At 70.3% G+C, this 25,373-nt stretch carries 25 protein-coding genes and 1 pseudogene; 4 read left to right on the top strand and 22 right to left on the bottom strand.

Translation table 11 applies throughout. From position 1 onward, the window contains the following. Window positions 1-150: 150 nt before the first annotated feature. From Scani_RS20140 to Scani_RS20120, 5 genes are all read right to left on the bottom strand, one after another. Complete coding sequence (locus Scani_RS20140) at window positions 151-1,026, bottom strand: geranyl diphosphate 2-C-methyltransferase (protein WP_159478303.1); 876 nt, start codon at window positions 1,024-1,026, stop codon at window positions 151-153. 31 nt (window positions 1,027-1,057) lie between these two features. Next, on the bottom strand, window positions 1,058-2,116 hold the full coding sequence (locus tag Scani_RS20135) for a family 2 encapsulin nanocompartment cargo protein terpene cyclase (RefSeq protein WP_159478301.1): 1,059 nt from the start codon (window positions 2,114-2,116) through the stop codon (window positions 1,058-1,060). Between the two features lie 18 nt (window positions 2,117-2,134). After that, entirely contained in the window at window positions 2,135-3,577 is a 1,443-nt protein-coding gene (locus Scani_RS20130; protein ID WP_159478299.1) for a family 2B encapsulin nanocompartment shell protein, read from the bottom strand. Window positions 3,578-3,873: 296 nt separating this feature from the next. Then, a complete protein-coding gene (locus Scani_RS20125) occupies window positions 3,874-4,713 on the bottom strand; it encodes a (2Fe-2S)-binding protein (protein WP_159478297.1) in 840 nt (279 codons plus the stop codon). Window positions 4,714-4,716: 3 nt separating this feature from the next. Next, window positions 4,717-5,619 carry a LysR family transcriptional regulator gene (locus Scani_RS20120; protein WP_159478295.1) on the bottom strand — a complete coding sequence of 301 codons (903 nt, stop codon included), beginning with the start codon at window positions 5,617-5,619 and terminating at the stop codon, window positions 4,717-4,719. A 70-nt stretch (window positions 5,620-5,689) separates the two neighbouring features. On the opposite strand from Scani_RS20120, the pseudogene Scani_RS20115 reads away from it, so the two are divergent. After that, window positions 5,690-6,577: pseudogene (locus tag Scani_RS20115) on the top strand (EamA family transporter); the annotation flags it as partial. Window positions 6,578-7,077: 500 nt separating this feature from the next. Next, window positions 7,078-8,223, top strand: coding sequence for a CapA family protein (locus Scani_RS20110; protein WP_159478293.1), 1,146 nt, complete (start codon window positions 7,078-7,080; stop codon window positions 8,221-8,223). Here Scani_RS20110 and Scani_RS20105 read toward each other — a convergent pair. The 17 genes from Scani_RS20105 to Scani_RS20025 all read right to left on the bottom strand — a co-directional run bounded on the left by Scani_RS20105 (window position 8,196) and on the right by Scani_RS20025 (window position 23,229). After that, a complete protein-coding gene (locus Scani_RS20105; protein ID WP_159478291.1) occupies window positions 8,196-8,852 on the bottom strand; it encodes a class I SAM-dependent methyltransferase in 657 nt (218 codons plus the stop codon). The genes Scani_RS20110 and Scani_RS20105 overlap by 28 nt on opposite strands. Before the next feature lie 110 nt (window positions 8,853-8,962). Further along, complete coding sequence (locus Scani_RS20100) at window positions 8,963-10,663, bottom strand: cholesterol oxidase substrate-binding domain-containing protein (protein WP_159478289.1); 1,701 nt, start codon at window positions 10,661-10,663, stop codon at window positions 8,963-8,965. Window positions 10,664-10,872: 209 nt separating this feature from the next. Beyond that, window positions 10,873-11,043 carry a hypothetical protein gene (locus Scani_RS20095; RefSeq protein ID WP_053209035.1) on the bottom strand — a complete coding sequence of 57 codons (171 nt, stop codon included), beginning with the start codon at window positions 11,041-11,043 and terminating at the stop codon, window positions 10,873-10,875. Window positions 11,044-11,386: 343 nt separating this feature from the next. Continuing rightward, window positions 11,387-11,803, bottom strand: a complete 417-nt coding sequence (locus Scani_RS20090) for a gas vesicle protein K (RefSeq protein ID WP_159482246.1) — start codon at window positions 11,801-11,803, stop codon at window positions 11,387-11,389. A gap of 96 nt (window positions 11,804-11,899) precedes the next feature. Next, window positions 11,900-12,214, bottom strand: coding sequence for a gas vesicle protein (locus tag Scani_RS42000; RefSeq protein ID WP_308686582.1), 315 nt, complete (start codon window positions 12,212-12,214; stop codon window positions 11,900-11,902). After that, window positions 12,211-13,101 carry a GvpL/GvpF family gas vesicle protein gene (locus Scani_RS20080; RefSeq protein ID WP_159478287.1) on the bottom strand — a complete coding sequence of 297 codons (891 nt, stop codon included), beginning with the start codon at window positions 13,099-13,101 and terminating at the stop codon, window positions 12,211-12,213. Before Scani_RS20080 ends, Scani_RS42000 begins: the two co-directional genes overlap by 4 nt. Continuing rightward, window positions 13,098-13,523 (bottom strand): gas vesicle protein, encoded by a 426-nt coding sequence (locus Scani_RS20075; RefSeq protein WP_174872730.1) that lies wholly within the window; start codon window positions 13,521-13,523, stop codon window positions 13,098-13,100. Before Scani_RS20075 ends, Scani_RS20080 begins: the two co-directional genes overlap by 4 nt. A gap of 30 nt (window positions 13,524-13,553) precedes the next feature. Beyond that, window positions 13,554-14,738, bottom strand: a complete 1,185-nt coding sequence (locus tag Scani_RS20070) for an SRPBCC family protein (protein ID WP_159478285.1) — start codon at window positions 14,736-14,738, stop codon at window positions 13,554-13,556. Further along, window positions 14,731-15,453 carry a hypothetical protein gene (locus Scani_RS20065; protein WP_174872729.1) on the bottom strand — a complete coding sequence of 241 codons (723 nt, stop codon included), beginning with the start codon at window positions 15,451-15,453 and terminating at the stop codon, window positions 14,731-14,733. Before Scani_RS20065 ends, Scani_RS20070 begins: the two co-directional genes overlap by 8 nt. A 27-nt stretch (window positions 15,454-15,480) precedes the next feature. After that, window positions 15,481-15,738 carry a gas vesicle protein GvpG gene (locus Scani_RS20060; RefSeq protein ID WP_159478283.1) on the bottom strand — a complete coding sequence of 86 codons (258 nt, stop codon included), beginning with the start codon at window positions 15,736-15,738 and terminating at the stop codon, window positions 15,481-15,483. A 21-nt stretch (window positions 15,739-15,759) separates the two neighbouring features. Further along, window positions 15,760-16,473 carry a GvpL/GvpF family gas vesicle protein gene (locus Scani_RS20055; RefSeq protein WP_159478281.1) on the bottom strand — a complete coding sequence of 238 codons (714 nt, stop codon included), beginning with the start codon at window positions 16,471-16,473 and terminating at the stop codon, window positions 15,760-15,762. A gap of 3 nt (window positions 16,474-16,476) precedes the next feature. After that, window positions 16,477-16,923 (bottom strand): gas vesicle structural protein GvpA, encoded by a 447-nt coding sequence (locus Scani_RS20050; RefSeq protein ID WP_159478278.1) that lies wholly within the window; start codon window positions 16,921-16,923, stop codon window positions 16,477-16,479. Between the two features lie 78 nt (window positions 16,924-17,001). Continuing rightward, complete coding sequence (locus tag Scani_RS20045) at window positions 17,002-17,310, bottom strand: gas vesicle protein GvpO (protein ID WP_159478276.1); 309 nt, start codon at window positions 17,308-17,310, stop codon at window positions 17,002-17,004. 277 nt (window positions 17,311-17,587) lie between these two features. After that, entirely contained in the window at window positions 17,588-18,325 is a 738-nt protein-coding gene (gene grpE, locus Scani_RS20040) for a nucleotide exchange factor GrpE (protein ID WP_159478273.1), read from the bottom strand. Next, complete coding sequence (gene dnaK, locus Scani_RS20035) at window positions 18,322-20,223, bottom strand: molecular chaperone DnaK (RefSeq protein WP_159478270.1); 1,902 nt, start codon at window positions 20,221-20,223, stop codon at window positions 18,322-18,324. The genes grpE and dnaK overlap by 4 nt, the downstream gene beginning before the upstream one ends. Window positions 20,224-20,676: 453 nt before the next feature. Further along, window positions 20,677-21,741 carry a type III polyketide synthase gene (locus tag Scani_RS20030; RefSeq protein WP_159478267.1) on the bottom strand — a complete coding sequence of 355 codons (1,065 nt, stop codon included), beginning with the start codon at window positions 21,739-21,741 and terminating at the stop codon, window positions 20,677-20,679. 279 nt (window positions 21,742-22,020) lie between these two features. Beyond that, window positions 22,021-23,229, bottom strand: coding sequence for a cytochrome P450 (locus Scani_RS20025; protein WP_159478264.1), 1,209 nt, complete (start codon window positions 23,227-23,229; stop codon window positions 22,021-22,023). Window positions 23,230-23,616: 387 nt separating this feature from the next. On the opposite strand from Scani_RS20025, the gene Scani_RS20020 reads away from it, so the two are divergent. Together Scani_RS20020 and Scani_RS20015 are read left to right on the top strand one after the other, a co-directional pair. Further along, window positions 23,617-24,222 (top strand): helix-turn-helix domain-containing protein, encoded by a 606-nt coding sequence (locus Scani_RS20020; RefSeq protein ID WP_159478261.1) that lies wholly within the window; start codon window positions 23,617-23,619, stop codon window positions 24,220-24,222. 237 nt (window positions 24,223-24,459) lie between these two features. After that, window positions 24,460-25,191 (top strand): SDR family oxidoreductase, encoded by a 732-nt coding sequence (locus tag Scani_RS20015; RefSeq protein WP_159478258.1) that lies wholly within the window; start codon window positions 24,460-24,462, stop codon window positions 25,189-25,191. Window positions 25,192-25,373: the final 182 nt, after the last annotated feature.

Genomic DNA, 25,373 nt, shown 5'->3' with positions numbered 1-25,373 from the left:
CAGCCGTCCGGCCTGCGCGACGGCTGCCGGTCCGGCAGAAGACGTCCGACTCGGCCCACGGGGGCGTGTGTTGCGGAGGATCACCGTGCAGCCCGGTTGCGGAACGGCTGCCCGAACACCGCTGCCGTCTCGGGGCGCGGCCCCGACGACTCACACGCGGTCGGCGGCGATCAGCAGGTACTGGAAGCTGCCGTTGCGGTAGGCGTTCAGGAAGGTCTCCTCGATGCCCGTGACCAGGTGGTCGGCCTGCCGGCGCAGCTCCCAGTACGGAATCGCGGCCTCCGTCAGGTCCTGGACGTGCACGGGCACGAGCCGGTTGCGGGCCATGGCGCGGAAGTACTCCGAACGAGGGTGGATATCGCAGATGTAATGCGCGTTGATCAGGGACACCTCGCGGGAGGCGCGCCCGTAGGCGTCGTTGTAGCAGCCGGTGATGGTGACATAGCGTCCACCGCGCCGCAGCAGCCGCGCGTGCTCCGCGAACAGCAGGTCCAGTTCGACGTACATGGTCGACTCGTTGTTCCAGGACGCCGCGTAGGCCCCGGACGTGAAGCCGGTGTCGAGCATGTTGCGGTGGTGGTAGCGCACCTTGTCGTCGATGCCGCGCTTGCGGGCCTGTTCGTTGGCGAAGTCGGCCTGCTTGGCGGAGATGGTGGCCCCGTCGGTATGGCAGCCGTAGCGCAGATGCGCGACCACGCTGCCGCCGCCGCGTCCACAGCCGGCGTCGAAGACCCGGTCGGTGGGCGCGACGTCGCCGAGGCGGGAGGCGAGGAGTTCGGCCTGGGCGTGCTCCAGCCGGTGCAGTTCGCCGGTGACCCGCTCGCGGCGGCGGTCGGGGTCCTGCTCGTCCAGCACCGACCAGTCGGCGTCCCCGATGCCGTAATGGTGGTGATAGAGGTCGTCGATCTTGCCGAGTTCGAGGTTGACCGGGTTTTCCTCGGCGTTCCAGTAGTCCGCGACGCGGGACTGGTACGTGGACTGGGTCGGCACCTGCGTGCGGGCGGTGTCGGCGTGAGCGATGGTCAACGGTGACTCCTTGCGTGGTGCGCGGATCGGTCTACCAGTAGTCGGGCAGCTGGTAGCGGTCGGTGTTGGTGGCGTGCCACTCGTGGTTGCCGGAGACCCAGTCGGCCAGGCCCCGGACGTACTTTTCGAGGAGGGGCGAGAGGACGGCCAGCGGGACCGACTCCGTCTCGAACGCCTCCATGACCTCGTTGTGGATCTCGACGCTCTTGAGGTACGCGGCCTTCAGACCGCGCTTGTCGTTGGCGGCCACGACTTGCGGCAGGTTCAGATGGGTCGGGTCGCTCGCCAGCTCCTTGGTGAAGGAGTACAGGTCGTTGACGATGGTCGTGGCGTTGCAGGCCAACGCCGTGACCCGCTGGACCTCGGGCCGGGCGTAGAGCGCCTCGGGCAGTTCGTAGCCGTCCACGGCGTCGACGATGGACAGGCAGGGGCGGAAGTTGTTGAACTGCCGCATCACCAGGTACTCCCAGACGTGCGGCACGTGCCGCGTCTCCGCCCAGGAGGCCTCGGCGAGATAGCCGAGGTGCAGCCGGGCGATGTCATGGACGAACCGGTCCGTCTGACTGGGGGTGGCGAGGGCCGCGTAGTCCTTCAGGGCCCAGTGGTACGAGCGCAGGGGCCCGTCGGCCTGCACGCCGAGACGCCACTCCTCCTCCAGCCCGGGAGTGGCGTGGAACGGGTCGAGGGCGGACTGGGCGATGATCAGCCGGCCGCCCAGGCCGCGCCGCGCGGCGCCGCGTCCTTCGTCCTCCTCGCAGTAGCAGCTGTCGACGATGTTCTCGGCCAGCAGGAGCTTGCCCGCAGCGGTGAGACGCTCGAGATCGGCCGCGCCGGGATGCTGCAGGACGACGGCCCGGCCGACCTGGAACTGCGCGAAGTCCCCGGTCCACTGCGCGGGGAAGAGATCCAGCCCGCGGGCCCAGGCCTCCAGCCTGCGGTCGATCTCCTGGGCCTTCTCCGGGTCGGCGGGGGCGGCGGGGCGGTACCTCAGCCCCGGGACGGCACCGCCGCGTCGGGCCCGCAGCGTGCGGGCGAGGTTGGGCGGGCCGGGCAACGTGAACCCGGCGTCGGATGTGGGAGGCGTGCTCATGGTGCGTACTCCACCTGGTCAGTCGGCGTTCCGGCCGATCTGGACGTTCTCCAGGATTCCGGCTGCGTCGGGCACGAGGATGGCCATCGAGTAGTAGGCGGTGACCAGGTATTTGATGATGGCGGCCGGGTCGACGCCCATGAAGCGGACGTTCAGGCCGGGCTGGAACTCCTCGGGGATGCCGGTCTGGTAGAGGCCGACGACTCCCTGGTCCGCCTCGCCGGTGCGCAGCGCGATGATGCTGCTGGTGTGCGTGTCGCTGATCGGGATCTTGCCGCACGGGAAGATCGGGACGCCGCGCCAGGCGGGGACCTCGTGCCCGTCGACGTTCGCCGTACCGGGCACCAGACCACGCTTGTTGCACTGCCGGAAGAAGGCGGCGATCGCCTTCGGATGGGCCAGGAACAGCCGCGTCTTGCGGCGCATGGACAACAGCTCGTCCATGTCGTCGGGGGTGGGCGGGCCGGTGTAGGTGCTGATGCGCTGGCCGTAGTCGGCGTTGTGCAGCAGGCCGAACTCCCGGTTGTTGACCAGCTCCCACTCCTGGCGTTCGCGGATCTCCTCGACGGTCAGCCGGAGTTGCTGCTGCGTCTGGTCCATGGGCTCGTTGTAGAGATCGGCGACCCGGCTGTGCACCCGCAGCACGGTCTGGGTCAGGGAGAGTTCGTACTCGCGCGGGGCGAGGTCGTAGTCGACGAAGCCGCCGGACAGCGTCGGCTCGCCGACGTGCCCCGCCTGCACCGGCACCTCCGCCTCTCCCTTGCGGTTCATCGGGCGCTGCTGCTGCTCCGCATACGCCGCCAGATGTGCTGCCAGGGACGGCACGCGGTCGGTCAGCTCCTGGACGACGCCCCAGGGCAGCACCATCAGCACACCGGCCGTTTCGGCCCGGACCGAGCTCTGCCACAGCGGATCGGGCCGGCCGACCGCCTCGTCCCCCATCTGGTCGCCGTCCGTGACGACGCCGATGACCTCCTCCTCGCCGTACTTGCCGACCGTGTAGCGGGCGAACCGGCCGTGGACGACGAGGTACGCCTCGGTGGCGGGCTGCCCGGCCTCGAAGAGGATCTGGCCGGCCCGGACCTCGCGGACGCGGAAGCGGCCGGCGAGCTCCTTGAGGACCTCGATGTCGTCGTAACCGCGCAGGACCGGCAGCTCGGTGAGCGTCTGCGGGATCACCTTGATGTCGTCCGCGCCGTTCTGCTCGAACTGGACCCGGCCCCGGCCCACCCGGAGCTGCAGACGCCGGTTGACCCGGTACGTACCGCCCTTGACGTCCACCCACGGCAGCATCTTCAGCAGCCATCGCGAGGTGATGGCCTGCATCTGGGGCTCGGACTTGGTGGTGGTCGCCAGTTGGCGCGCGGCCCGGGTGCTGAGGCTGGTGAGCGCACTGTCTGCGGGTGGTTCGAGTGCGGGCTCTGTGGCAGCGGAACCGGTGACGCTGTCCGGTACGGACACATTCCCTCCCGGGACGTGAACAGAAGTGAGCAAAGCGGCCGGTGGTGAACAAAGTGGCCGTGCGGCACCAAGCCAAACAGAGTGGAGATCACGTTGGTACAGCGTGAAAGGGGGCGGCCTCGCATTCAGAAGGCACAAACCCCGGAAGGAAGCGCGGGACGCGCGGTTGTGCAACCGCGCGCCCTCCGGCCCCTGCATGATCCAGGAATACCGGAGCAGGGAGCGGTGAGCCGCACCCCTCATCCACCGGCAGCGGTTTGCCGGATGAGCCGGACTACGCGGCCGGGCCCCTGGGGCTACGGGCGTACGAGGACGCAGTCACCGCAGGTGGCTCCGGCGGCATTCGGGGCGGCCCGGTAGATCAGGCAGCAACTCCGGCGTCGGAAGCGCGCGTTGGGGGCGGCCGGGGAGTCGTCCGGGGGACCGTCCAGGGGGGCGCCCAGGGTGTGGGTGTCCCGGAGCCGCGGACGGTGCAGGAGCAGCAGGGCCGCGGTGCGCGCGGGCCGCGCCAGGGCCGGTGCCGCGGCCGCGATGCCGGTGGCAGCGCCGTTCACGGCCGAGGCCACATTGCCCCACAGGACGCGCGGGGATACCGAGAAGGCCGCGACGGCGTCGTTCAGTTCGCGGACCGGGCCGTCCAGCATGGCGTCCATGGCGGCGGCACCGGCACGGGCATCAGCACCGGCATCGGGATCGGTACCGTGATTGACGACGGAGCCGGAGCCGGAGCCGCTCATGGCGACTGCGGCCACCGTCTCCCGTGGCAGTGACAGCGCGAAGGCGCCGCCGAGGCCGGAGTGCCACCTCAGCTCGTCCAGGCCGGGCGGCCGCGCCGGCAGGGCGTGCAGAGCGGCCAGGCCGAGCATCGGCGAGAGGACCCGTGCCACCAGGCCCAGATGCGCCACCGACGCGGCCACGCGCTCTTCGACGGCCTCGGCCGGTCTGCCGCCGCGGGCGGCAAGAGCGCCGCGCACCGCGGTGATGCGCTCCCGCAGGACGCCGTTCCCTTCCCGCGTCACCTCGCTCAACGCGCGCCAGGGCAGGACGAGTTCCGAGTCCGCGGGGTGCGTCTCGAAGGCGGCGAAAGGGCCGAGAGCCGCTGCCTTTTCCCGCCACGCGGCAGTGGGATCCGTCATGGCCTACCTGTCTGCTCGCGGTGCCCGGGGAGGCGGGGAAGCGGGGCGGCGGGGAGACCTCCGCTGTTGGTAGAGGTCGGTCAGCAGCGCGACGGCGGCGTGGGTCGCCGGATGCGGGTCATGGTGGCGCCAGATGAGGTGGACCGCTATGGGAGTGGCGTCGCGCAGGCGCCGGAAGACGATGCCGTCGCGCCGGTACTGGTTGACGGTGCTCTCGGGAGTGATGCCCACGCTGCGTCCGGTGGCGATCAGGCTGAGCCAGTCGTCGATGTCCTGGGTGTAGGCGACGTCGGGACGGGCCGATTCGGGCCACAGGTCGGCCGTGGTGGTGCCCGTCCGCCGGTCGATGAGGAGGGTGCGGGTGCGGATGTCGGCCAGGGCGATGGAGCGGCGGGTGGCCCAGGGGTCGTCGGCGGCCATGGCGCAGTAGCGGCGTTCCTGGCCGACGACCGCGCTGGCGAAGCGTGCGTCGTCGAAGGCCGTACGGACCACGGCGAGGTCGCACAGGCCCTCCGCCAGGCCGCCGGTCGCGGAGTTGGTGCGGATCAGATGGAGTTCGACGTCGGGGTACCGGGCGGCCCAACGGCGCTGGTACTCGGCGGTGTGCCGGCCCATGGCCGACCAGGCATGGCCGATCCGCAGCCGGGTGTGTCCGGTGGTGGCTTCGCGGACGAGGTTGTCGGCCTCGGCGAGCACCTTCCGGGCGCGCGCCAGCACTTGGACACCGGCGGTGGTGGGGATGACGCTCCTGCTCGTGCGGTGCAACAGCCGTACGCCCAGGCTGTCTTCGAGCGAACCGAGGGTCCGGGACACTGCCGCCTGGGAGATACCGAGTTCGATGGCGGCGTCGGTGAAGCCACCGGCGTCGACGATCGCCACCAGGCAGCGCAGATGTCGTAGTTCCATGTCCCGATCCATAACCACAGCGCATCGATGAGTACGTGCATGCATTTTACGTATGGATCTGTCCGGGCGGATGCTGCGGTGCATGAGAAGGAGCACTCAAGGCATGGCGCACCCCGGGGCCGCACGCGGGGGACCGGCGGCGCGTCCGGGGCGCGCGGCGGGTGTGGCGATGATGTTCGGCAGCGGGCTCTCCAACCAGGTCGGCGCCGCCACCGGAGCACTGGCGTTTCCGGTGATCGGGCCGGCGGGTGTGGTGGCCGTGCGGCAGTGGGTGGCCGGGCTCGTCCTGCTGGCGGTGGGGCGGCCGCGGCTGCGCGCGTTCACCTGGCGGCAGTGGTGGCCGGTGCTGTGCCTGGCGGCGGTGTTCGCCACGATGAACCTGTCCCTCTACACCGCGATCGACCGCATCGGCCTGGGTCTGGCGGTGACCCTGGAGTTCCTCGGGCCGCTGGCCGTGGCGCTGGCCGCCTCCCGCCGCCTGGCGGATCTGCTGTGCGCCCTCGTCGCCGGGGCGGCGGTGGTCCTGCTGACCCGCCCGCAGCCGAGCACCGACTACGCGGGCGTCGCGCTGGGCCTGCTCGCCGCCGCCTGCTGGGCGTCCTACATCCTGCTCAACCGCCTCGTCGGCGCCCGCCTGCCGGGCGCCGAGGGGTCGGCCGCGGCTGCCGGGGTCTCCGCCCTGCTCTACCTCCCCGTCGGGATCGCGGTGCTCGCCCACCGGCCGCCGAGCGCGAGCGCCGTGGGATACGCGGCGGCCGCGGGCATCCTCTCCTCGGCCGTCCCGTTCCTCGCCGACCTGCTCGCCCTGCGCCGGGTCCCCGCCCGCTTCTTCGGGATCTTCATGAGCGTCAACCCGGTCCTCGCGGCACTGGTCGGCCTCGTCGTCCTGGACCAGACCCTGCAGCCGATCGACTGGCTGGCCATCACGACCATCGTGGCGGCCAACACCGTCAGCATCCTGGCCGCCGGGCCCCGGCCCGCCGCCCCGCCCGTCGCCCGCGGCGGCCCGGCGCTCCCCGGCGCGGTGGCAGCCCCTGCCGCGGCGGCGGGCCCCACTACGGCGTCCGCGCCCACCACGGCGTACGCCTCCCCGGTGACGGCCGACGCCACCGGGGAGCACGGCCGGCGGACCGGACCGAGGCCGCCGGGCGAGGCCTGCTGACCGGCGGGCCCGCGCACCACCCGGCCCGCCCACGTCCCGGCGTCTCCCATCAGCCACGTATCCGTACCCGCGGGTATCCGCATCCACAGGTATCCGCAGGACCGCAACCCTCCGCGGATCCGTCGGCACCCGCACGCGTCCGTACGCGTCCGCGCGCATCAGCGCAGCTCAGAGGCGCGGGGGCCGGCTCGTCGGCCGGGAGGAACGGGGGCTTCGCCCGGCTCGGGGGCGCGGGGGAGCGGAGCGCGGGGCCGGCGCGCCGCGAAACCTTCGCCCGTCGGCTCTAACCTGGGGGAATGGGCGGTGACTTGCTCACCCTGTTCCTCTGCGGCGATGTCATGCTCGGCCGGGGGATCGACCAGATCCTTCCGTTTCCCGGGGACCCGGCGTTGCGGGAGGGCTACGCCCGGGACGCCCGGGTCTATGTCGATCTGGCGGAGGTGGCGAACGGCCCCGTTCCCCGTCCGGTCGACTTCTCCTGGCCATGGGGGGAGGCCCTGCGGGTGCTCGACGCCGCCGCGCCCGCCGCCCGGGTGCTCAATCTGGAAACCAGCATCACGGCGGACGGCACCTTCTCCGACGCCAAGGAAATCCACTACCGGATGAACCCGGCGAACCTTCCGTGCCTGGCCGCCGCCCGCCCCGACGTGTGCGTACTGGCCAACAACCACGTCCTGGACTTCGGCCGCCAGGGGCTGACGGACACCCTCGACGCGCTGGCGGGGGCGGGGCTGCGGACGGCGGGGGCGGGCCCGGACGCCGACGCGGCCGGCCGCCCCGCGATCGTCCCCGTGACAGGCGGTCGCCGGCTCCTGGTCTTCTCCTGCGGGATGCCCTCCAGCGGCATCCCGCAGGCCTGGGCCGCGACCCCGGACCGCTCCGGGGTCGACTTCGTGCCCGGACCCTCGCCCGCCGCCGCGACCGCGCTCGTCGACCGGGTACGGGAGAGGAAGCGGCCGGGCGATATCGCGGTGGTCTCCGTCCACTGGGGTGCCAACTGGGGCTATGACGTGTCCCGTGCCGAGGCCGCCTTCGCGCACGCCCTTCTCGACGGCGGCGTGGACGTCGTCCACGGGCATTCCTCGCACCACCCCCGCGCCCTGGAGGCGTACCGGGGAAAGCTCGTGATCCACGGGTGTGGCGATTTCATCGACGACTACGAGGGCATCACCGGCTACGAGCAGTACCGGGACGACCTGCGGCTGCTCTACCTCGTCTCGCTCGACCCGGACACCGGAGGTCTCCACGAGGTCCGGATCGTCCCGCTGCAGGCCCGGCAGATGCGGCTGTGGCACGCCTCGCAGCAGGACTCCCGGTGGTTGCGCACGCTCCTCGACAAGATCGGTTCCGGCTTCCGCCCCTGCGCCGTCTCCGCCCCGGAGGGCATGCTCACCCTGCGTCCCTCCCAGGCTGCTCAGGGCCGGCGCCATACCAGCGTGTAGCGCCAGAACAGCCGTCGTCGCAGCCGCGCACCGGGGAGGATTTCCTCGGTTTCACGGACGATCTCGGCAAAGGTCATATCCGCCGAGCGGGTGGGGGCCGTCATGGAGACGGGCCGGGGCGAGGGGCGGCCCTTGTTCTTCAGCCAGCCCGTCGCGGCGTTGGCCGGTATGGCGACGAGGCCGAGCAGGTGGTCCACAGGGGTGTCCGCGCGGGCCAGTCCGACGATCACCAGGGTCCCTCCCGGCGCCAGCCGACCGCGGAGACGGGTGAGTGCCTGCGCGAAGGGCAGATGGTGGAGCGTGGCGACGCAGGTGATGACGTCGTAGGAGCCGTCGGGGACGTCGGCTGCCGCATCCGCGACGGTGAAGGTCACGGGAAGCGTGGCAGGAGTCAGCTGCCGGGCCCGGGCGGTGATCACGGGATCGGCGTCGATTCCGCTCACGTCGGCGGCACGTCCGGCCAGGAGCCGTGCGAGGTCACCGCTGCCGGAGCCGATGTCCAGGGCGCGGGGGAAGCGTCTCGGCAATTGCCGCAGGATCCAGCGGTGGTAGTGGGCGTTGTGATCCCAGGGATAGGTGGCATTGAACCGTTCGAGAGCCCGCAGGACACGGGGCGAAAGAATCTTCATCCGCCCAGTCCATCAAGTCCCGGCGGCGTGCACAGCTCCTTCAGCGCCAAAGACCGACCGCCTCTCGGACCGCCGGAAGCGGTCCGAGGAGGCGAGGGGACGGCACCTGCTCAGGGCAGCAGCGTGTCGAGGAACGCGTTGGAGAACACCCGTGCCGGGTCGTAGGAGTTCAGCGTGTCCCGGGCAGTGCGCCAGTCCTCGAACGCGGCCGGGACGGTGCCGCCCACCGTGGCGGGGTCCGTCCAGGGCCCGCCGTCCGTATAGGCCCAGCCCTTGGACCACTCGGGACGTACGGAGGCATACGAACCGGTGTAGTGCTGCCAGATCCACTGCTCCAGCTCGCGGAAGAACGGCCCCGCCCCGGGCGTGCCGGGGTAGGTGGCGAAATCGAGCCACACCACGGTGTCCCACTCGGGATGGTCCGCACGGGCCCGCGCCGGGGACAGCAGCGGACCGTCCAGGGGGTCCGTACCGGTGATGCGCAGCTCGATCGGGCCGTTGACCGGATAGGAGCCCCGATTCTGATGGGCCGTCAATACGCTCTGGTAGCGGGCGTAGAAGTCCCCCACCACGCGCTGCACGTTCGCCCGGGAGGTCAGTACCGCCCACCCCGCCTCGACGATCCGCAGCGTCGTCGGCTCGACGTACAGCAGGCTGTTCTTCGACCAGCCCCAGACGTCCCACGTCCCGGTGACGATCAGCCCGGATCCGACGATGGACATGGCGAGCTTGGCGAAGGCGGGCGTCTTGTCGCCGCCGCCCGAGGCGATCTCCCCGAGCAGCCCCGACATCTCCTCGGTGACTCGGTTGGCGAAGCTGTAGGCGTACGGGGTGTCGAGCTGCTTGGCCAGCAGCGGCCTGGTGGGTGCGAGGCTCCACACCTTCAGCCACGGCACATCGGTGAACGGGAACCAGATCGCCTCGATGCGTCCGGTGCGGTCCAGGTAGGAGCTGATCGTGCGGCCGCCCGTGCCAGGAGGACCGAAGACGGTGCCGACGTTCACATCGAACCAGTTCTGGCAGCGCAGCCGGGTGTTGGCCGCCGCCGTCATCGTCACCTCGGTGAGGAACGCGCGGCCCAGATGGACGAGGAAGGCGCGGATGTCGGGGTCGGAGCGGGTGAAGGTCTTGAGCACATAGCGGCCGTCTGCCGCGCTCCACACGACGGCGGTGAGGGAGGTGACCTGGGAGCTCAGGGTGCCGAAACCGGACCCCGCGGGCGGGTGTTCGCCGGCGGTGGGCAGACCCGTGCCGTGGCCGCCGATGGCGAGCACCCCGCCGATGGTGAGGTCGCCGGGCGCGGTGGTGGTGGCGAGGCCGAGTCCCGCCTCCTCCAGGCGGGCGAGGATGGTGTCGAGCGTCGCGCCCGTCTGGGCGGTGACGCTCCCCGGCCCGCCACCGTGCACGCTGACCGCGGTGAGGTGGGAGGTGGTGTCGACGATGACCGTGCGGTTGGTGTCGGCCCCGGCGGGCAGCACCAGCGGCGACCAGGTGTGGCCCTTGCCCCGGGCCCGCAGCCGGTAGCCGTGTTCGTGGGCCCAGTTGGCGAGGGCGACCACATCGTCGGGGGTGCGGGCCGAGGCGGTCCATACGCCCTCGACGACGATCTCCAACGACCAGTTGCGGAAGGCCTGTTGGGCGAGCGGGATGCCTGCGGGAAACTCGGGCGGCGGAGTGAGGGTGGCCGCGGCGCTGCCCGCGGGGATGCGATGAGCGGGCTGCAGTCCGGCTGCCGCGGCGAGCCCCGCGACGGCCCCGGTCAGCAGCGTGCGGCGGGTGAAGGATCCTCTTCGAGCGCTGTCGTCGGACATGGCTGTCCCTCCGGCACGCGGCGCGCCGGCCCCGTTGCACCGCGCACGGATCGTAGGGGTGAGACCGTACGAGCGCCCCGGTGCGGTGGGGGTGTGCCGGAAGGGTAGGGTGACGTGCCGTCAGTTGCAATGCCCGTCGGGAAATACGGTTCCCCGGCGGGCCGCAGGGGTCGGCCCGCCGGGGACATTCGAGGGGATCTTGGCCGGATCTACCAGCGGTACCAGCGGCCGCGCCGGCCGCCGGCGCCGGTCGACCGCATCAGGAAGCCGAGCAGCCAGAACGCCAGCACGACCACGGCGACGATCCACAGTGCCTTCAGCGCGAATCCTGCGCCGAAGAGAAGCAGTGCGAGCAGCAGGACCAGAAGCAGCGGAACCATGTCCCTGCACCTCCGAATCGGTAGGACGGGAGAGCGCGCACGGAAGAAACCATGGCGCCGATGACGAAAGCGGGACCGACGACCCCGATCCGCCCGGTGCGGGCCGGGCGTGGATCGCGCAAGTGATTCTCGGCGGCGGTCCGGACGGTGACCGGCTTTCCACAGCGGCCTGGGCTCGCGCGCTACGGATCACCGCGGGGGAGCGGCAGAAGACCGGGGGTGCTCTGCGGCTCTGTTAAGCCGTGTTGCCGCTCAACCGGCGCGCAAACATGGGCGCGAGACGTGACCACGGGCGTGCGGTCCGGGGGGCTCGGGCCGGTGGAGGCGACCGGTTCCGGAGCCCTCAGGCGGTGCCGTCCGGCGGCAGCAGGGAGCCCAGGGGGCCCAGATCGAGATTCAGGTCGGCCATGGTGAGCCCGTACCGGTCGCAGAGTTCCGCCATCCGGTCCTGCAGGATCATGAGCGTCATTCCGACCCGCTCCTCCTGCTCCTCGCTCAGGTCGCCCTGGTCGACACGGTGCAACGCGGTGCGCTCCATGAGCTGCCGCAGGAGCTCCACGATCGTCAGCACCAATTTGATGAGATCGCGTTCGACCGTCTCCGGGTCGGTTTTCAGCCGCTGGGCAATACCGCTGTCCTGCCCCCGGCGGTGTTCGTCGGCCCCGGCCGGCAGCAGGTCGAACGCGCGGGCCGCCGCCTGCGCCACCTCGGAGAAGGCGGGGTTCGCGGGGGCGGCCGGACCGGCTTCCTCAGCCGTCATGGCGTATCCCTCGTTCATATGGAATATCTCCTCGGGGGAGGGCGGGAGGGGAAAGGGCATGGCGGGGGCGGTGTTTCGGCGTCCGTACCGGGGCTTTCACCACGGCGCCGGGCCGTCGGGTGCGATCGAGCGAATCACCGCACGCAGATTGATATGGACCAGGTCCACATCGGCAATGGACAGCACGATGTCTCCGGTGAGGACCGCACCACCGTTCAGCAGCCGGTCCAAGAGATCGATCAGCGCTACCTGCCGCCCGGCAAGGGACTCCTCCTCGGAGAGGTCCGCCGGGGACGAGGCGTCCGCGAAAGCGGCCCGATAGGCGTCACCACCGCTCACGACGTCACCCCCGTTCACGAACACCCCCTCCCGCACGGCCTCTTCCTCGCTCACGACCTCGCCACCGCTCACGCACTCCTGCTTTCCACGGGGGGCGGTGTCGCGAAGGAGTACGGGGCCCACGGGCCGGTGGTCTCGACACGTACGCCGGGGACGTCGTCGGCCGGAGCGGACACCGCCCGGTGGAATTCCGGGAGGCGGTCCGTGGGGACCAGATAGGCCTCGTTGGCGATGTTCTCGCCCGTACCGGAGGCGAGTTCCCCCTGCTGCGGCCGGTGCACGACCCGGTCCCGCGCCAGTGCGGACGCCCGGACCCGCACCTCCTCGGCGACCGCCCCGGCCGCGCGGTAGGCATCGCGATGCGTACGTTGCCGGGCGCGGCGCTGCTGCAAATACGCGCGGCCGGGGCTGACCGGGGAGGCGGCGGGGTCCGGACTGTCGGGCGGGGAGGCCTTGGCCGCCGCCCGCGCGTCCGCGTACACCTTCACCCCCACTTCGGCATGGCCTTCGAGCAGGGAGAGCAGCTCGTCGAACTCGGCGCCGCGCTCGTCCAGCATGGACCGCACCCGGGCATCGTCCAGGTACACCGTGGCCAGGCGCATGGGCAGCACCGTGGCGTGGGTACCGGCGGCCTCCACGACCGCGTGGTGCCTGCGCGCGATCTCCTCCAGCTCCGTGAGGTTCTCCAGTTGCGCCTTCATCCCCTCCTCGCTGAAGGCGTCGGCGGGGACGGAGGAGACGAGCGCGGCCAGGCGGCCGGCGGTGACCGCCCGCAGGGAGCCGTCCCGCACTCCGGTGAGCTGCGCGGCTGCCGTTTCGAGGGCGGTGCCGGCGCGGCCGAGGACGTACACGTACGAGTGGGCGGGACCGCTGGAGGGATCCTGCTGTGCCGCGGGGCCGTGGACGGGGTTCCGCGGCGATCCGGCCCTCTCCTCGGCGCCTGGCGTGGGGCGGTTCACTGCTCCTCCTCGCGGTCTGCCCGATGTCCTGCGGAGTGCTGGGAGGAGCCGATGGCCGCACGCAACTCGGCGAGTTCGGCGCGCAGTTGCTGATTCTCCTCGGCCAGCTGGTCATTGCCGACGGCCGCCTGATGCCCGGCGGGGACCTGCTGCGGCGTGCGGGCGCGGGAGGACAACGAGGGGTCGTGTTCCCACCAGTCGATGCCCATCTCCTTGGCCTTGTCGACGGAGGCGACGAGCAGCCGCAGCTTGATGGTCAGCAGCTCGATGTCGAGCAGATTGATCTGGATGTCGCCCGCGATGACCACGCCCTTGTCGAGGACGCGTTCCAGGATGTCGGCCAGGTTGGCGGAGGACCCCTGCCGGCCGTACGGGGACGGCCCTGAGGAAGGCCCCATACGGCCGGCCAGTGAATCGGACATGATCAGCCTCGTCTGTGCGGTGGGGACGGGTCAGCGGGCAGCGGCGGTACGGCGGCTCCGGCGGGGTGCCGCCGGCTCGTCCTCGTCGTCGTACGGCTCCCGCTCGTCCGGCAGGTCGTCGTCCTCGTCGACGGGCTCCAGGTGGTCGTCGTCCTCGTCGGCAGGCGCCGCGAGGTCGTCGTCCTCACCTTCCTCCTCCGCCGCGAGGTCGTCCGCGTCGTCGTCCTCGAGGTCCTCGTCCTCGGCATCCGGAGCCCCGTCGGTCTCGTCCTCGGCATCCGCGCCCTCGTAGGACTCGTCCTCCTCCGGGTGCCCGGCGTCGTCGAGGCCGGGCTCGACGTCCTCGCCGTCGCCCTCCTCGTCCCGCTCGCTCTCCTCCTCGGCGACGGCGTCGGCATGCTCGACGACGACCTCGCCGTTCTGGATCTCACCCCGCCAGCCATCGGTGGCCTCACCGCGGAGCATGATGAATTTGCGGTAGAGCTTGAGGTCCAGCCGGGCCCGGCGACCCTGGGCGCGCCAGATGTTGCCGGTCTTCTCGAACAGCCCCTTGGGGAAGTACTCCAGAACCAGCAGGACCCGCGTCAGGTCCTCGGTGAGGCGATGGAAGGTCACCACACCCTTGACCGTGCCCTTGGCGCCCTCGGTGGTCCAGCTGATGCGCTCGTCGGGCACCTGCTCGGTGACATGGGCCCGCCAACTCCGCGTGGACTTGGCGACCTTGACCTTCCAGTTGCTGCTGGTGTCATCGGAGGTCTCGACGCTGACGACGCCCTTGGCGAACGTGCTGAACTCCTGGAACTGCGTCCACTGGTCGTACGCCTCGCGTACGGGAACACCCACGTCGATGTCCTCGACGATCGTCACGCTCTTGGACTTGCCGCCGCCGCCCTTGCGGCTCCCGCCGAACAGGCCCTTCACCTTCTCCTTGACGGTGTCCTTGAGGTGGGAGGCGCCCGCGGTCAGTGCCGCCTTCTGGGGCGACTTGCCCTCACCGAGGGCCTTGCCGCCCTTCGCCAGGCTGCCCACCAGCCCACCGGGGCCCTGACCGGGTTCGGCGAGCTTGCCGACGCTCTCGCCCAGCTTGTGGCCGAGGCTGGTGACCGCGTGTTCCGCGCGGGCCTGGAGGTAGTGCTGCAGCTCTTCCTTGAGCTGGTCGGCCGCCGGGCTCTTGGTCACCTCGTCCTTGATCTTGCTGAAGGTGGACTCAGGCATTGCGGCCCCCACGGTCGGCCGCCGCGCGCGCCGCGCCGGAAGCCTTGTGACGGGCCCCGGAGGCGGCCTTCCGGCCCGGGGCGGTGGACGTGCGCCCGCGGGACGTCGTGGCCGCGGCCTTTCCCGAGGTGCCGGAGGCGCTCGACGCCGGGCGCCGCGCCTTGGCGGACCGGTCCGCACCGGCCGACTTCTTGGCCGGTGCCGACTTCTTGCCCGACTTCGCGGACGAGTCGGAGGAGGATTCCGAGGACGACTTGGCGGCCGTCCTGCGGCGCGGCGCCGGCTTCTCGCTCCCGGCGTCGTCGGCGCCCTTCGGGTCCGCGGCGTCGTCGTCCGGCTCCTTCGCGTCGCCTCGCGGCTCGTCCTCGGACTCCGCGTCCCGGTCGTCCTGCCCGCGGTCGGCGCCGTCCGTCGTCCCGCCCTCGTCGAGCGCCAGGGTCCGCTCGTGCAGGGAGTCGGCGAGGCCGGTCATCCGCTGGGTGAGCGCGGCACCGGCCGCCGACTTCGTCGCCTCGACGAGTTCCTTGCGCACCTGGTCGTTGAGGGGGCCGAGGACCGGCGAGTTGGCCACCATGCTGCCCAGTTGCCTCGGGTCGAGATTCAGCTTCCGGCCGGCCAGGAACATGCCCAGGCCGATGGCCATCTTGGCTTTCTTCGTGCGCCCCAGGAGATAGCCCCCTACGAGGGCCACCCCTATCTTGGCGTTGTTCATCATCTCTCGTACACCTCGTTCTCCCCGTGATCAGGAGTCGGTATGTAGTCGTTGCTGCTGGGCCTCGAGCCACTCCAGGCGGTCCAGGAGTTCGTCCTCGCGGGCATCGAACTCGTCCTCCTCGATGCTTCCGTCCAGCAACTGCTGTTCCAGTGCGGCCAGTTCCTCGCGGACCGGCGCCGGGTCGTAGTACTCGCGCTCCGCGGTGAGCAGCACTTGGTCGAGGACCCAGACGGTGCCCCGCACCGGGGCGGCCGGCAGTGTCAGGATCTGTGTGATGAGGCCCATGACGGATCTCCGCTCGCCGTGTCAGACGAAGCTGTACGGCGGCAACGGGCCGTGCAGACTGAAGGTGTAGGTGTCACCGCGCTGTCCGGCCTCCGCGTGGACCGCCTCGGAGAACGCCGCGGCCTTGTCCCGCTCGACGAGGAACGACACGCTGAGGAAGTGGCTCTTCGTCGGTTCGACGTCCGCGGTGCGCACCGCGGACGGAGCGAGCCGGGCCACGATGTCGCTGCCGACGCGGTCCTGGCGGGCCTGGACCTCCTGCGAGATCAGCTCGCCCAGGGCCACCTTGTCGTCGTAGGCCTCCGGGTTCTGCCGGGTCCGCTCGTTGAGCCGCCGCACCTCGGCGGACTCCTGCACGATCTCCCGCAGCAGATCGTCCTCGTCGCGTGCGACCTTGAGGTGGTACTCGCGGCAGCCGTCGATCTCTTCGAGGCGCCGGGTGTACGTCTCGCGGTGTTCCTCCAGGGCGGAGACCACCTGGGCGTCGTCGGGGCCGATCAGCCCGAAGCGCATCGGCAGGGCGGCACCGTCGGCGAGCAGACGTTCCTGCACGCTCTGGTGGGCCGCCACATCGCGGCGCTTGGCCCGCAGCCCGTCCGGCGCGTCGCTGACCACGGCGCACAGCGCCTTCGTCTTCACGGTGCGCAGTCGCGCCGCGGGGTCCCCGACACCGGTGACGCCGGACAGCTGCAGGGGGTGGTCGGCGCCGGTGATGGCGTAGAGGTAGGTCGCCATGGTTCAGTCCTCCCGACGGCGGGCCGTGCGACGGCTGCTGGAGCTGGTGGATTTACGTGCCGGACGCTCTTCCGCCGCCTCTTCCTCGGAACCCTCCTGACCCTTGTGCAGGGATTCGGTGAATGCCTCGACGGCGCCTGTCAGCGCGCCCTTCGACTTTCCTTTGGCGCCGCTCTCGGTTGCCTCCCCGACCAGGTCGGTGAGCTGGCTCGGCGCCTTGCGACCCGATTCCAGGTCCAGACGGTTGCACGCCTCGGCGAAGCGCAGATAGGTGTCCACGCTCGCGACGACGACGCGTACGTCAATCTTGAGAATTTCGATGCCGACCAGGGAGACGCGCACAAAGGCGTCAATGACGAGTCCTCGGTCGAGAATCAGTTCCAGGACATCGTAGAGATTTCCTGAACCACTACCGCTGGTCGATGCGTTGGATTGCTGAATGGCCGTCACGGTCGATCGTCCCTTCCATGTGACTGGAGCGGGTCATGGGGCCGTGTCATCTCATGGCCGGTCCGGACGGAGGCCCGGTCATCTGTCGATCTGGCCGCGTCCATAGCGGCGAGTCCGCTCGTAGCCCATGAGTTGGCCCTTTTCGTCGAGGTGGACGCGGTAGGAAGCCATGACGCTCGCGGTGTCCGGGACCCTTTCGATCTCCACCACTTCCACATCCGCCAGCCAACCTTCATCGGTGGCCTTGAGTGCCGAAACCGATCCGGGCTCGCATTGGAGCATCTGGGCAAGTTGCCCCGAGGCCTGGCGCATTGCGAGGAGAGCGGAGACCCGCTCCGATTCGCCGTTGCGTGCTTCCTTGTGATCCGCGTTTTCCTCGGTCGCCATGATCCCGCCTGTCGCGCGTCGTAGGATTTTTATCGAAGTACGGTGGATTTCCGTTGGCGATAGAGGAGCGGGTGCCCCCGGCACTCGAACGTATGCGTAGTCGCCCACATGGGGCCTAATTCCGCCCTACGGAAGGCGCTCTCCGTCGATCAACTCGGTGCGTGGGCAGGGGATCCCGACCGCGAACGGTGCGGAAATCCAGGGTGCCTGTGCCCAGCAAGCGTCGGGCGGCGGGCCGAGAGATCCGGCCCGCCGCCTCGAGGAGGAAAGAGGGAGGCTAGGGACGCTTCGAGGGAAGAACCGTGGGCCGCTTCGCGGGGGTTTCCACGCCCGCGGCGGGCGGTTTGCCTGCGACGCTCACCTGCGCGGGACGCAAGAGGCGGTCGCCCACCCGGTAGCCCTGGCGGAGAACCGCGGTGCAGACGCTGTCCTCCAGCCGGTCGTCGGGGGTGTAGGTGACGGCCTCATGGATCAGCGGGTCGAAGGGAGCACCCGCCGTACCGACGGGCTGGAGGCCCAGCGCCCCCAGTTCGGCGTGCAGGGCCTGGGCGACCCGCTGGAATCCCCCGGTCACCTCGCCCTGTTCCCCGGCCTCGGCCAGGGAGTCGAGCACGGGCAGCAGCCCGTTCAGCACATTGGCCACGGCGATCTCGCCGACCGCCAGCCGGTCGCGGTGGACCCGCTTGCGGTAGTTGTCGTACTCGGCCTTCAGCCGCTGCAGATCGGCCGTACGCTCCCGGAGCTCGGCGCGCAGCGCCGCGTCCGGTGCTACCGGCGGGTCGGTGGCCCGGTCGTGGCGGGACGGCGGATCGGCGGCCCTGTCGTGGCCGGACGGCGCGACAGTGTCCCGGCCGTGGTCGGCGGGCTTGCCGGGACCGGGGCGGGTGCCGGGGCTGGAGCTGGAGTCGGCGTGAGCGCCGGGGCCGGGGCCGGGCCCGGGGTCTTCCTCCCGCCCGTGCCCGACGAGGGCCGGCGGCGGCTGAGGAAGGCCACGGACGTGGGTCGGCCGGTTCATCGTGCGCCTCCCTCCTGCTTGTCGTCGTCGACGATCTCCGCATCGACGACATCGTCCTGGTCGCCGGAGGCGTCGCCCGAGCCGCCCTCGCCGGAGCCGCCGGCCGCATCGGACCCCTGGGCCTGGCCCTGCGACTGCGCCTCGGCGTACATGGCCTGGCCCAGCTTCTGGGAGACGGTTGCGAGCTTCTCGGTGGCGGTACGCAGCTCCGCGGTGTCGCCGCCGTCGGCCGACTCGGCCTTCAGCTTCTCCTTGACCTCGCCGATCGCGGTCTCGACCTCGTTCTTGACCTCACCGGGGACCTTGGCCTCGTTGTCCTTGAGGAACTTCTCGGTCTGGTAGACGAGCTGCTCGGCCTGGTTGCGGGTCTCCGCGGTTTCCCGCTTGCGGCGGTCCTCCTCGGCGTGGTGCTCGGCGTCGCGGACCATCCGGTCGATGTCGTCCTTCGGCAGCGAGGAGCCGCCGGTGACGGTCATCTTCTGCTCCTTGCCGGTGCCCAGGTCCTTGGCCGTGACGTGCATGATGCCGTTGGCGTCGATGTCGAAGGAGACCTCGATCTGCGGGACCCCGCGGGGGGCCGGCGGCAGACCGGTCAGCTGGAACATCCCGAGCTTCTTGTTGTACGCCGCGATCTCGCGCTCGCCCTGGTAGACCTGGATCTGCACGGACGGCTGGTTGTCCTCGGCCGTCGTGAAGATCTCGGAGCGCTTGGTCGGGATCGTGGTGTTGCGTTCCAGGAGCTTGGTCATGATGCCGCCCTTGGTCTCGATACCGAGGGACAGCGGGGTGACGTCCAGCAGGAGGACGTCCTTGACCTCGCCCTTGAGGACACCGGCCTGGAGCGCTGCGCCGATGGCGACGACCTCGTCCGGGTTGACGCCCTTGTGCGGATCCTTGCCGGTCAGCTCCTTGACCAGCTCGGTCACCGCGGGCATGCGGGTCGAGCCGCCGACCAGGATCACATGATTGATGTCGGAGACCTTGATCCCGGCGTCCTTCACCGCGTTGTGGAACGGGGTCTTGCACCGCTCCAGAAGATCGGCGGTGAGCTGCTCGAACTGCGAGCGGGTGAGCTTCTCGTCCAGGTGCAGGGGCCCGTCGGCCGAGGCGCTCAGATACGGCAGATTGATCGTGGTCTCGGTCGCCGCGGACAGTTCGATCTTGGCTTTCTCGGCGGCCTCCCGCAGCCGCTGGGTGGCCATCTTGTCCTTGGACAGGTCGATGCCGTACGCGTTCTTGAACTGCTTGGTGAGGTGATCGACGATCCGCTGGTCCCAGTCGTCGCCGCCCAGGTGGGTGTCGCCGTTGGTGGCCTTCACCTCGACGACGCCGTCGCCGATGTCCAGCAGCGAGACGTCGAAGGTGCCGCCGCCGAGGTCGAAGACCAGGATGGTCTGGTCGTTCTCCTTGTCGAGGCCGTAGGCCAGTGCGGCGGCGGTCGGCTCGTTGACGATCCGCAGCACCTTCAGGCCCGCGATCTCGCCGGCCTCCTTGGTGGCGGTGCGCTGGGCGTCATTGAAGTACGCCGGAACGGTGACGACCGCATCCGTCACGTCCTCGCCCAGGTACTCCTCGGCGTCCCGCTTGAGCTTCTGCAGCACCCGCGCGGAGATCTCCTGCGCGGTGTACCGCTTGCCGTCGATGTCGCCGCTGTCCGGGAAGCGCCACTCCGACTCGCCCATGTGGCGCTTGACCGAGCGTGCGGTGCGGTCGACGTTGGTGACGGCCTGCCGCTTGGCGACCTCGCCCACCAGCACGTCGCCGCCCTTGGAGAACCCGACCACCGACGGGGTGGTCCGGGCCCCCTCGGCATTGGTGATGACCGTGGGCTCCCCGCCCTCCAGCACACTGACCACCGAGTTCGTCGTACCAAGGTCAATACCCACTGCACGTGCCATGGTCTCTTCTCCTCGTCTTGCGGCCGACTCGGCGAGCGGCATCGCCCGGTTCCGGGACCCGGGGTCCGGGACCGGGTGCCCGCCGGTTCCGGGCGGAACCCCGGACCGGAACGCCCGGGTCGGCCCCGAGGCTCGCCGGGCAGTCCTCTCACCTGCTGCTATGGAGGGCCGGCCGGCTGCCCCGTCCGTATAGAACGTGCATAAAACGCGCCGATGTATCTGTCAAGATATTCCCATTCAAGGCATATACACCGTATGTGCCAACCGCTGTCGGGATCCCGCCGGCCGCCGCAGTCGGGTGGCCCCGGTGGCCCCGGTGGCCCCGGTGGCGGCGGTGGGGCACGGCGGGGGCATGCCGGCTGTCGGCGCCACCGCCGGCGTCGGCCGGTGGAACATGTGCGCACTCCGCTCGATGCGCCCGGCGGCTCTCCGCCGGGCGCATCGAGCGGGTGCTCAAGCCGCTGTCACGGGAGCGGACGTCCAGGTGCCCAGCGCCATCTCGGCGGTGATACCGGGACCGAAGCCGGCCAGCAGACCGCGGTGGCCGTCGAGGGCCGATGCCTCGTCGAACATGCGGGCCAGGGCGTCGAGCACCACTCCGCTGGCGATGTTGCCGTACTCGGTCAGCGTCGCGCGGCTGAAGCGGAACGCCTCGGGCGGCACCTCGAGGAAGCGGCACAGGTCGTCCAGGATGCGCGGACCGCCTGCGTGGACGATGTAGAAGTCCAGTTCGCCCGCGTCCCATTGGTGCTGCTCCGCGACGGCGCGCAGGGCCGGGGCGAGCGGTTCCATGGTGCCGGGTACGCGCTTGTCCAGCTGGAAGTGGAATCCAGTGGCCCGTATCGCGTAGGAGATCCAGTCCTCGGTGTTCGGGATGAGGTACGAGCTGTTGCGCTCCAGCCGGACCCCGGTGCCACCGCTGCCGCGGACGACGGCGGCGGCGACCGCGTCGCCGAAGAGGCCGTTCGACAGCAGCGACCCCACGCCCAGGTCCGTCGGCTGGTAGCACAGCGAGCAGAACTCACACGCGACGATGAGCACGTTGGCGTCGGGGTACGCCGTGCAGAAGTCATGGGCCCGGTTGATTGCGGCGCCCCCCGCGGCGCAGCCGAGTTGGGCTATGGGCATCTGCCGTGTCTCCGACCGGAAGCCCAGGGTGTTGATGAGCCAGGCGGTCAGGGCCGGCATCATGAAGCCGGTGCAGGAGACGTAGACGATGAGGTCGATCTCCTGAGGCTCCACCTCGGCCTGTTCGAGTGCCGTGCGGACCACGGCGGGGACGCGGGCCTTGGACTCCTCTTCGTAGACCGCGCTACGGGCGTCGAGTCCCGGATGCTTGAGCACCTTGTCGATCGGCTGGATCAGATGCCGCTTGGCCACACCAGTGTTCTCGATCAGCCGCAGAATCAGCCTCAGCTGCGAATGATCCTTGTGCAGCCGTTCCGCGAGTTCGAGGGTGTCTTCTCGGGTGATGATGTACTCAGGGACCGCAATTGCTGGTTTGCACAGAACCGCCATGGGATGCACTCCTTGCAGACTGTGGCCCCCCTCAGGGAATTCCCTGCGCTGAATTCGAGTCGATTTCCGGCCGAGGGTATCCACCGTGGTAACTCGCCCGTTCTTCACGGACAAGGAATCCAAGAGCGGAACCGGCGGTCCAGAATTGAGGACCCTGGTAGGGAAACGAGCGGGCCAGCCGTCGAAGAATGAACTCTCCCCGTGCTGGTGATTGATCTTTCCGAGTAGTAACCGTACGCCAGGCGGGTGGGATCTGCATTTCGCTGAGATGGCCCACCGTCACCAAGTGACCGGCAACTCCAGCGGATAGCGCCAGATCGAGGTCTTGTTCCAGCGGACCTCCTCGGCCGGCTGCGCCAGCCGCAGCTCGGGGAAGCGGTCCAGGAGGGTCCGCAGGGCGACTTCCAGCTCCACGGAGGCGAGCGGGGCGCCGAGGCAGTGATGGCCGCCCCAGCCGAACGTCATGTGCGAGGTCCGGTCCTCGCGTTCCAGGTCCAGTTCGTCGGGCCGGTCGAACTTCTCGCTGTCGCGGTTGGCCGTCAGATAGGAGACGTGCACGATGTCGCCGGCCCGGATCGTCACCCCGCTCAGCTCCACGTCCTCGGTGGCGACGCGGGGGATGCCGACGCCCTTGCGGAAGGGGATGAACCGCAGCATCTCCTCGATCGCCTGCGGGAGCAGCTCGGGCCGGGAGCGCAGCATGTCGAGCTCCCTGGGCCGGGTCAGGAGCGTGTAGGCGAGGTTGCCGATCTCGTAGGTGGTGGTGTCCTGCCCGGTGATGAGCAGGACCATGGCCATCACGGTGAGTTCCTGGTCGCCCAGGATCTCGTCCCCGTCGCGTGCGGTGGCCAGGGCGCTGATCAGGTCGTCTCCCGGATGCTGGCGCCGCTTCGCCGTCAGCGTCTCGAAGTAGGCCCGCATATCCGCCTTGGACCGGACCGCGCTCTCCCGGTTCTCCACGGTGACGTTCATCATCGTCCGGGCGTGGGCGCGCAGTTGTGCCTGGTCGCGCTCGGGGATGTCGAGGACCTCGCAGATGGTCGTCAGCGGCAGGGGGGACGCCAGGCTCTCCATCAGGTCGGCGGGAGAGCCCTGCGCGGCCATCCGGTCCAGCAGTTCGTCCACGACGTACTGGGTGCGGATCCGCATGCGTTCCACATGACGCGGAGCGAACGCCTTGGAGACCAGGCTCCGCAAGCGGCTGCTGGCGGGCGGGTCCATCACATTGATCGCCTCGTCCTGGACGATCGGCTCGGGTGTCATACGGGGGAAGTCCCGGCCGATGACGGCACTGCGGCTGAAGCGCCGGTCGGTCGTCACCGTGCGGACGTCGTCGTACCGGGTGACGAGCCATGCCTCGCCCTCCCCGTGGGGCAGCCGGATGCGGGCGACCGGTTCTTCGGTCAGCAGGCGCTTGAGCGTCGGATCGAATTCCAGGCCCTCCGCATAGTCGAAGGGACAGTTCCAGACGTGAGATCCGGGTTCCATGGTGAGCTCCCGACGTGAGAAGTGACGAGCGAATTCACCGCCTGCGAAGAAAGAACGGGGCGCACGCATGCGGTCGTACCGGGCCGTCGGCCAGAAAGGCGCCCATGCATCCCGGCCGACATGGGGCGGAGATATCCGGCGGCGACTTATTACTGCCGGTTCAGGCGGCGAGCTGGCGGAGGGCTGTGCCCTGCCGTTCCACAGTGACTTACGGAGAGTGCGGGTGGTCGGTATGGTGCGCCAATCGGGTGACCTCCGCGCCCGTTTCCCGATGTGGTCCGGGGTGCACCGGCACGGAGAACCGGCGGCGTCACGGCGCATCCGGCGCGCCCCTGACCCGCCCGCATCCACTTGACAAAAGTTGTTGCCGGGACAGCAAATGGTGTCATGGCGGACGATGACATTCCCAGCGTGCTGAACGCGGTCGGCCCGCGGCTACGGGCCCTGCGGCGGGAGCGCGGCGCCACCCTGGCGCAGCTGAGCGAGGTCACCGGCATCTCGCTCAGCACCCTGTCGCGCCTGGAGTCCGGGCAGCGCAAACCGACCCTCGAACTCCTGCTTCCGCTGGCCAAGGCCCATGGAGTCCAGCTGGACGAGCTGGTCGGGGCCCCGGCCACCGGCGACCCCCGAATCCATCCGCGCCCCTTCACCCGCCACGGGCAGACCTTTGTGCCGTTGACCCGTCATCTCGGCGGCCTGCACGCCTACAAACTGATCCTGCCCGCCAAGAAAGCCACCGGTACACGGCCCGAGCTGCGCACACACGAGGGCTATGAGTGGCTCTATGTCCTCTCCGGCCGGCTGTGGCTGGCTCTCGGGGAGCACGACCTCGTCCTCACCTCCGGGGAAGCCGCCGAATTCGACACCCACATCCCGCACGGCTTCGCCAACGCCGGGCCGCATCCCGTCGAGTTCCTCAGCCTCTTCGGGGCGCAGGGGGAGCGGATGCACGTCCGCGCCGGCCCGCCGGCCGCGGTCCCCGGCCAGGCCTGACGCGCGGCAACTCCCTTGTGGGGAAAGGCCGTCGGGCAGGCGTCCGCCCGGGCGGCGGGCGCGCCGCGGGACGCGTTCCGGCCTACCCGGGTGACCAGGGCCGCCCGGCTGCGGCCGCTCCCGCCGGGCCGCCCCGCGTGCCTGGGTGTGCGACACCCGGGCACGAGTCTGCCTGGTTGCCGCTTTCCGCGCCGTCCAGGCTTGCCGGAGACCGAACAACCGGCAAGAGGAGCAGTCATGAAGGAGCACGGCAAGGTTGTGCTGATCACCGGTGCGAGCAGCGGCATCGGTGCGGCAACCGCCCGCCGTCTGGCCGCCGACGGACACCGCGTCTTCCTCGGCGCGCGTCGCACCGAGCGCCTGGAAGAGCTGTGCGCCGAGATCGGAAAGGGGGGCGGCACCGCGGCGTTCGGGCGGCTCGATGTCACCTCCGCCGCGGACATGGAGACCTTCGTCCAGGCAGCGCGCACCGCATTCGGGCAGGTGGACGTCGTCGTCAACAACGCGGGGGTGATGCCCCTGTCGCCGTTGGAGGCGCTGAAGGTCGATGAATGGGACCGCATGATCGATGTGAATGTGCGCGGAGTGCTCCACGGGATCGCCGCCGCGCTGCCGGTGATGCGGGGCCAGGGCGGCGGGCACTTCATCACCCTCGCGTCGATCGGGGCGTACGAGGTGTCGCCCACCGCCGCCGTCTACTGCGCCACCAAGTTCGCGGTGCGCGCGATCTCCGAGGGTCTGCGCCAGGAGTCCACCGGTGACATCCGGGTCAGCGTCGTCTCGCCCGGCGTCACCGAATCCGAACTCGCCGACAGCATCACCGACCCGGTGGCCCGGGAAGCCATGGTCCACTACCGGTCCGTCGCCCTGCCGGCCTCCGCGATCGCGGACGCCATCGCCTTCGCCGTCGCCCAGCCGCCGGAGGTCGATGTGAACGAGATCGTCGTACGCCCCGCCCGCACGCGGTAGCGGCGGCGCGAAGGGACGCGCCGAACACGGGTGAGGGACCGATGAACCACGAGGAAACTCTTGGTATCTCTTCCGGGGAAAGCCTGTTCGGGGGCGGCGCGCTGTCTAGCATGTGCAGCGTGCCGCCGGTCCCGGCGGGACGCACCGGGCCCAGGCCCTTTCCTGATCCGGCGCCCCGCACC

The organism is Streptomyces caniferus (assembly GCF_009811555.1).
Taxonomy (GTDB): Bacteria; Actinomycetota; Actinomycetes; order Streptomycetales; family Streptomycetaceae; genus Streptomyces; species Streptomyces caniferus.
Note: the sequence above shows the minus strand (reverse complement) of the source record. Positions and strands in the feature narration are given on the sequence as shown.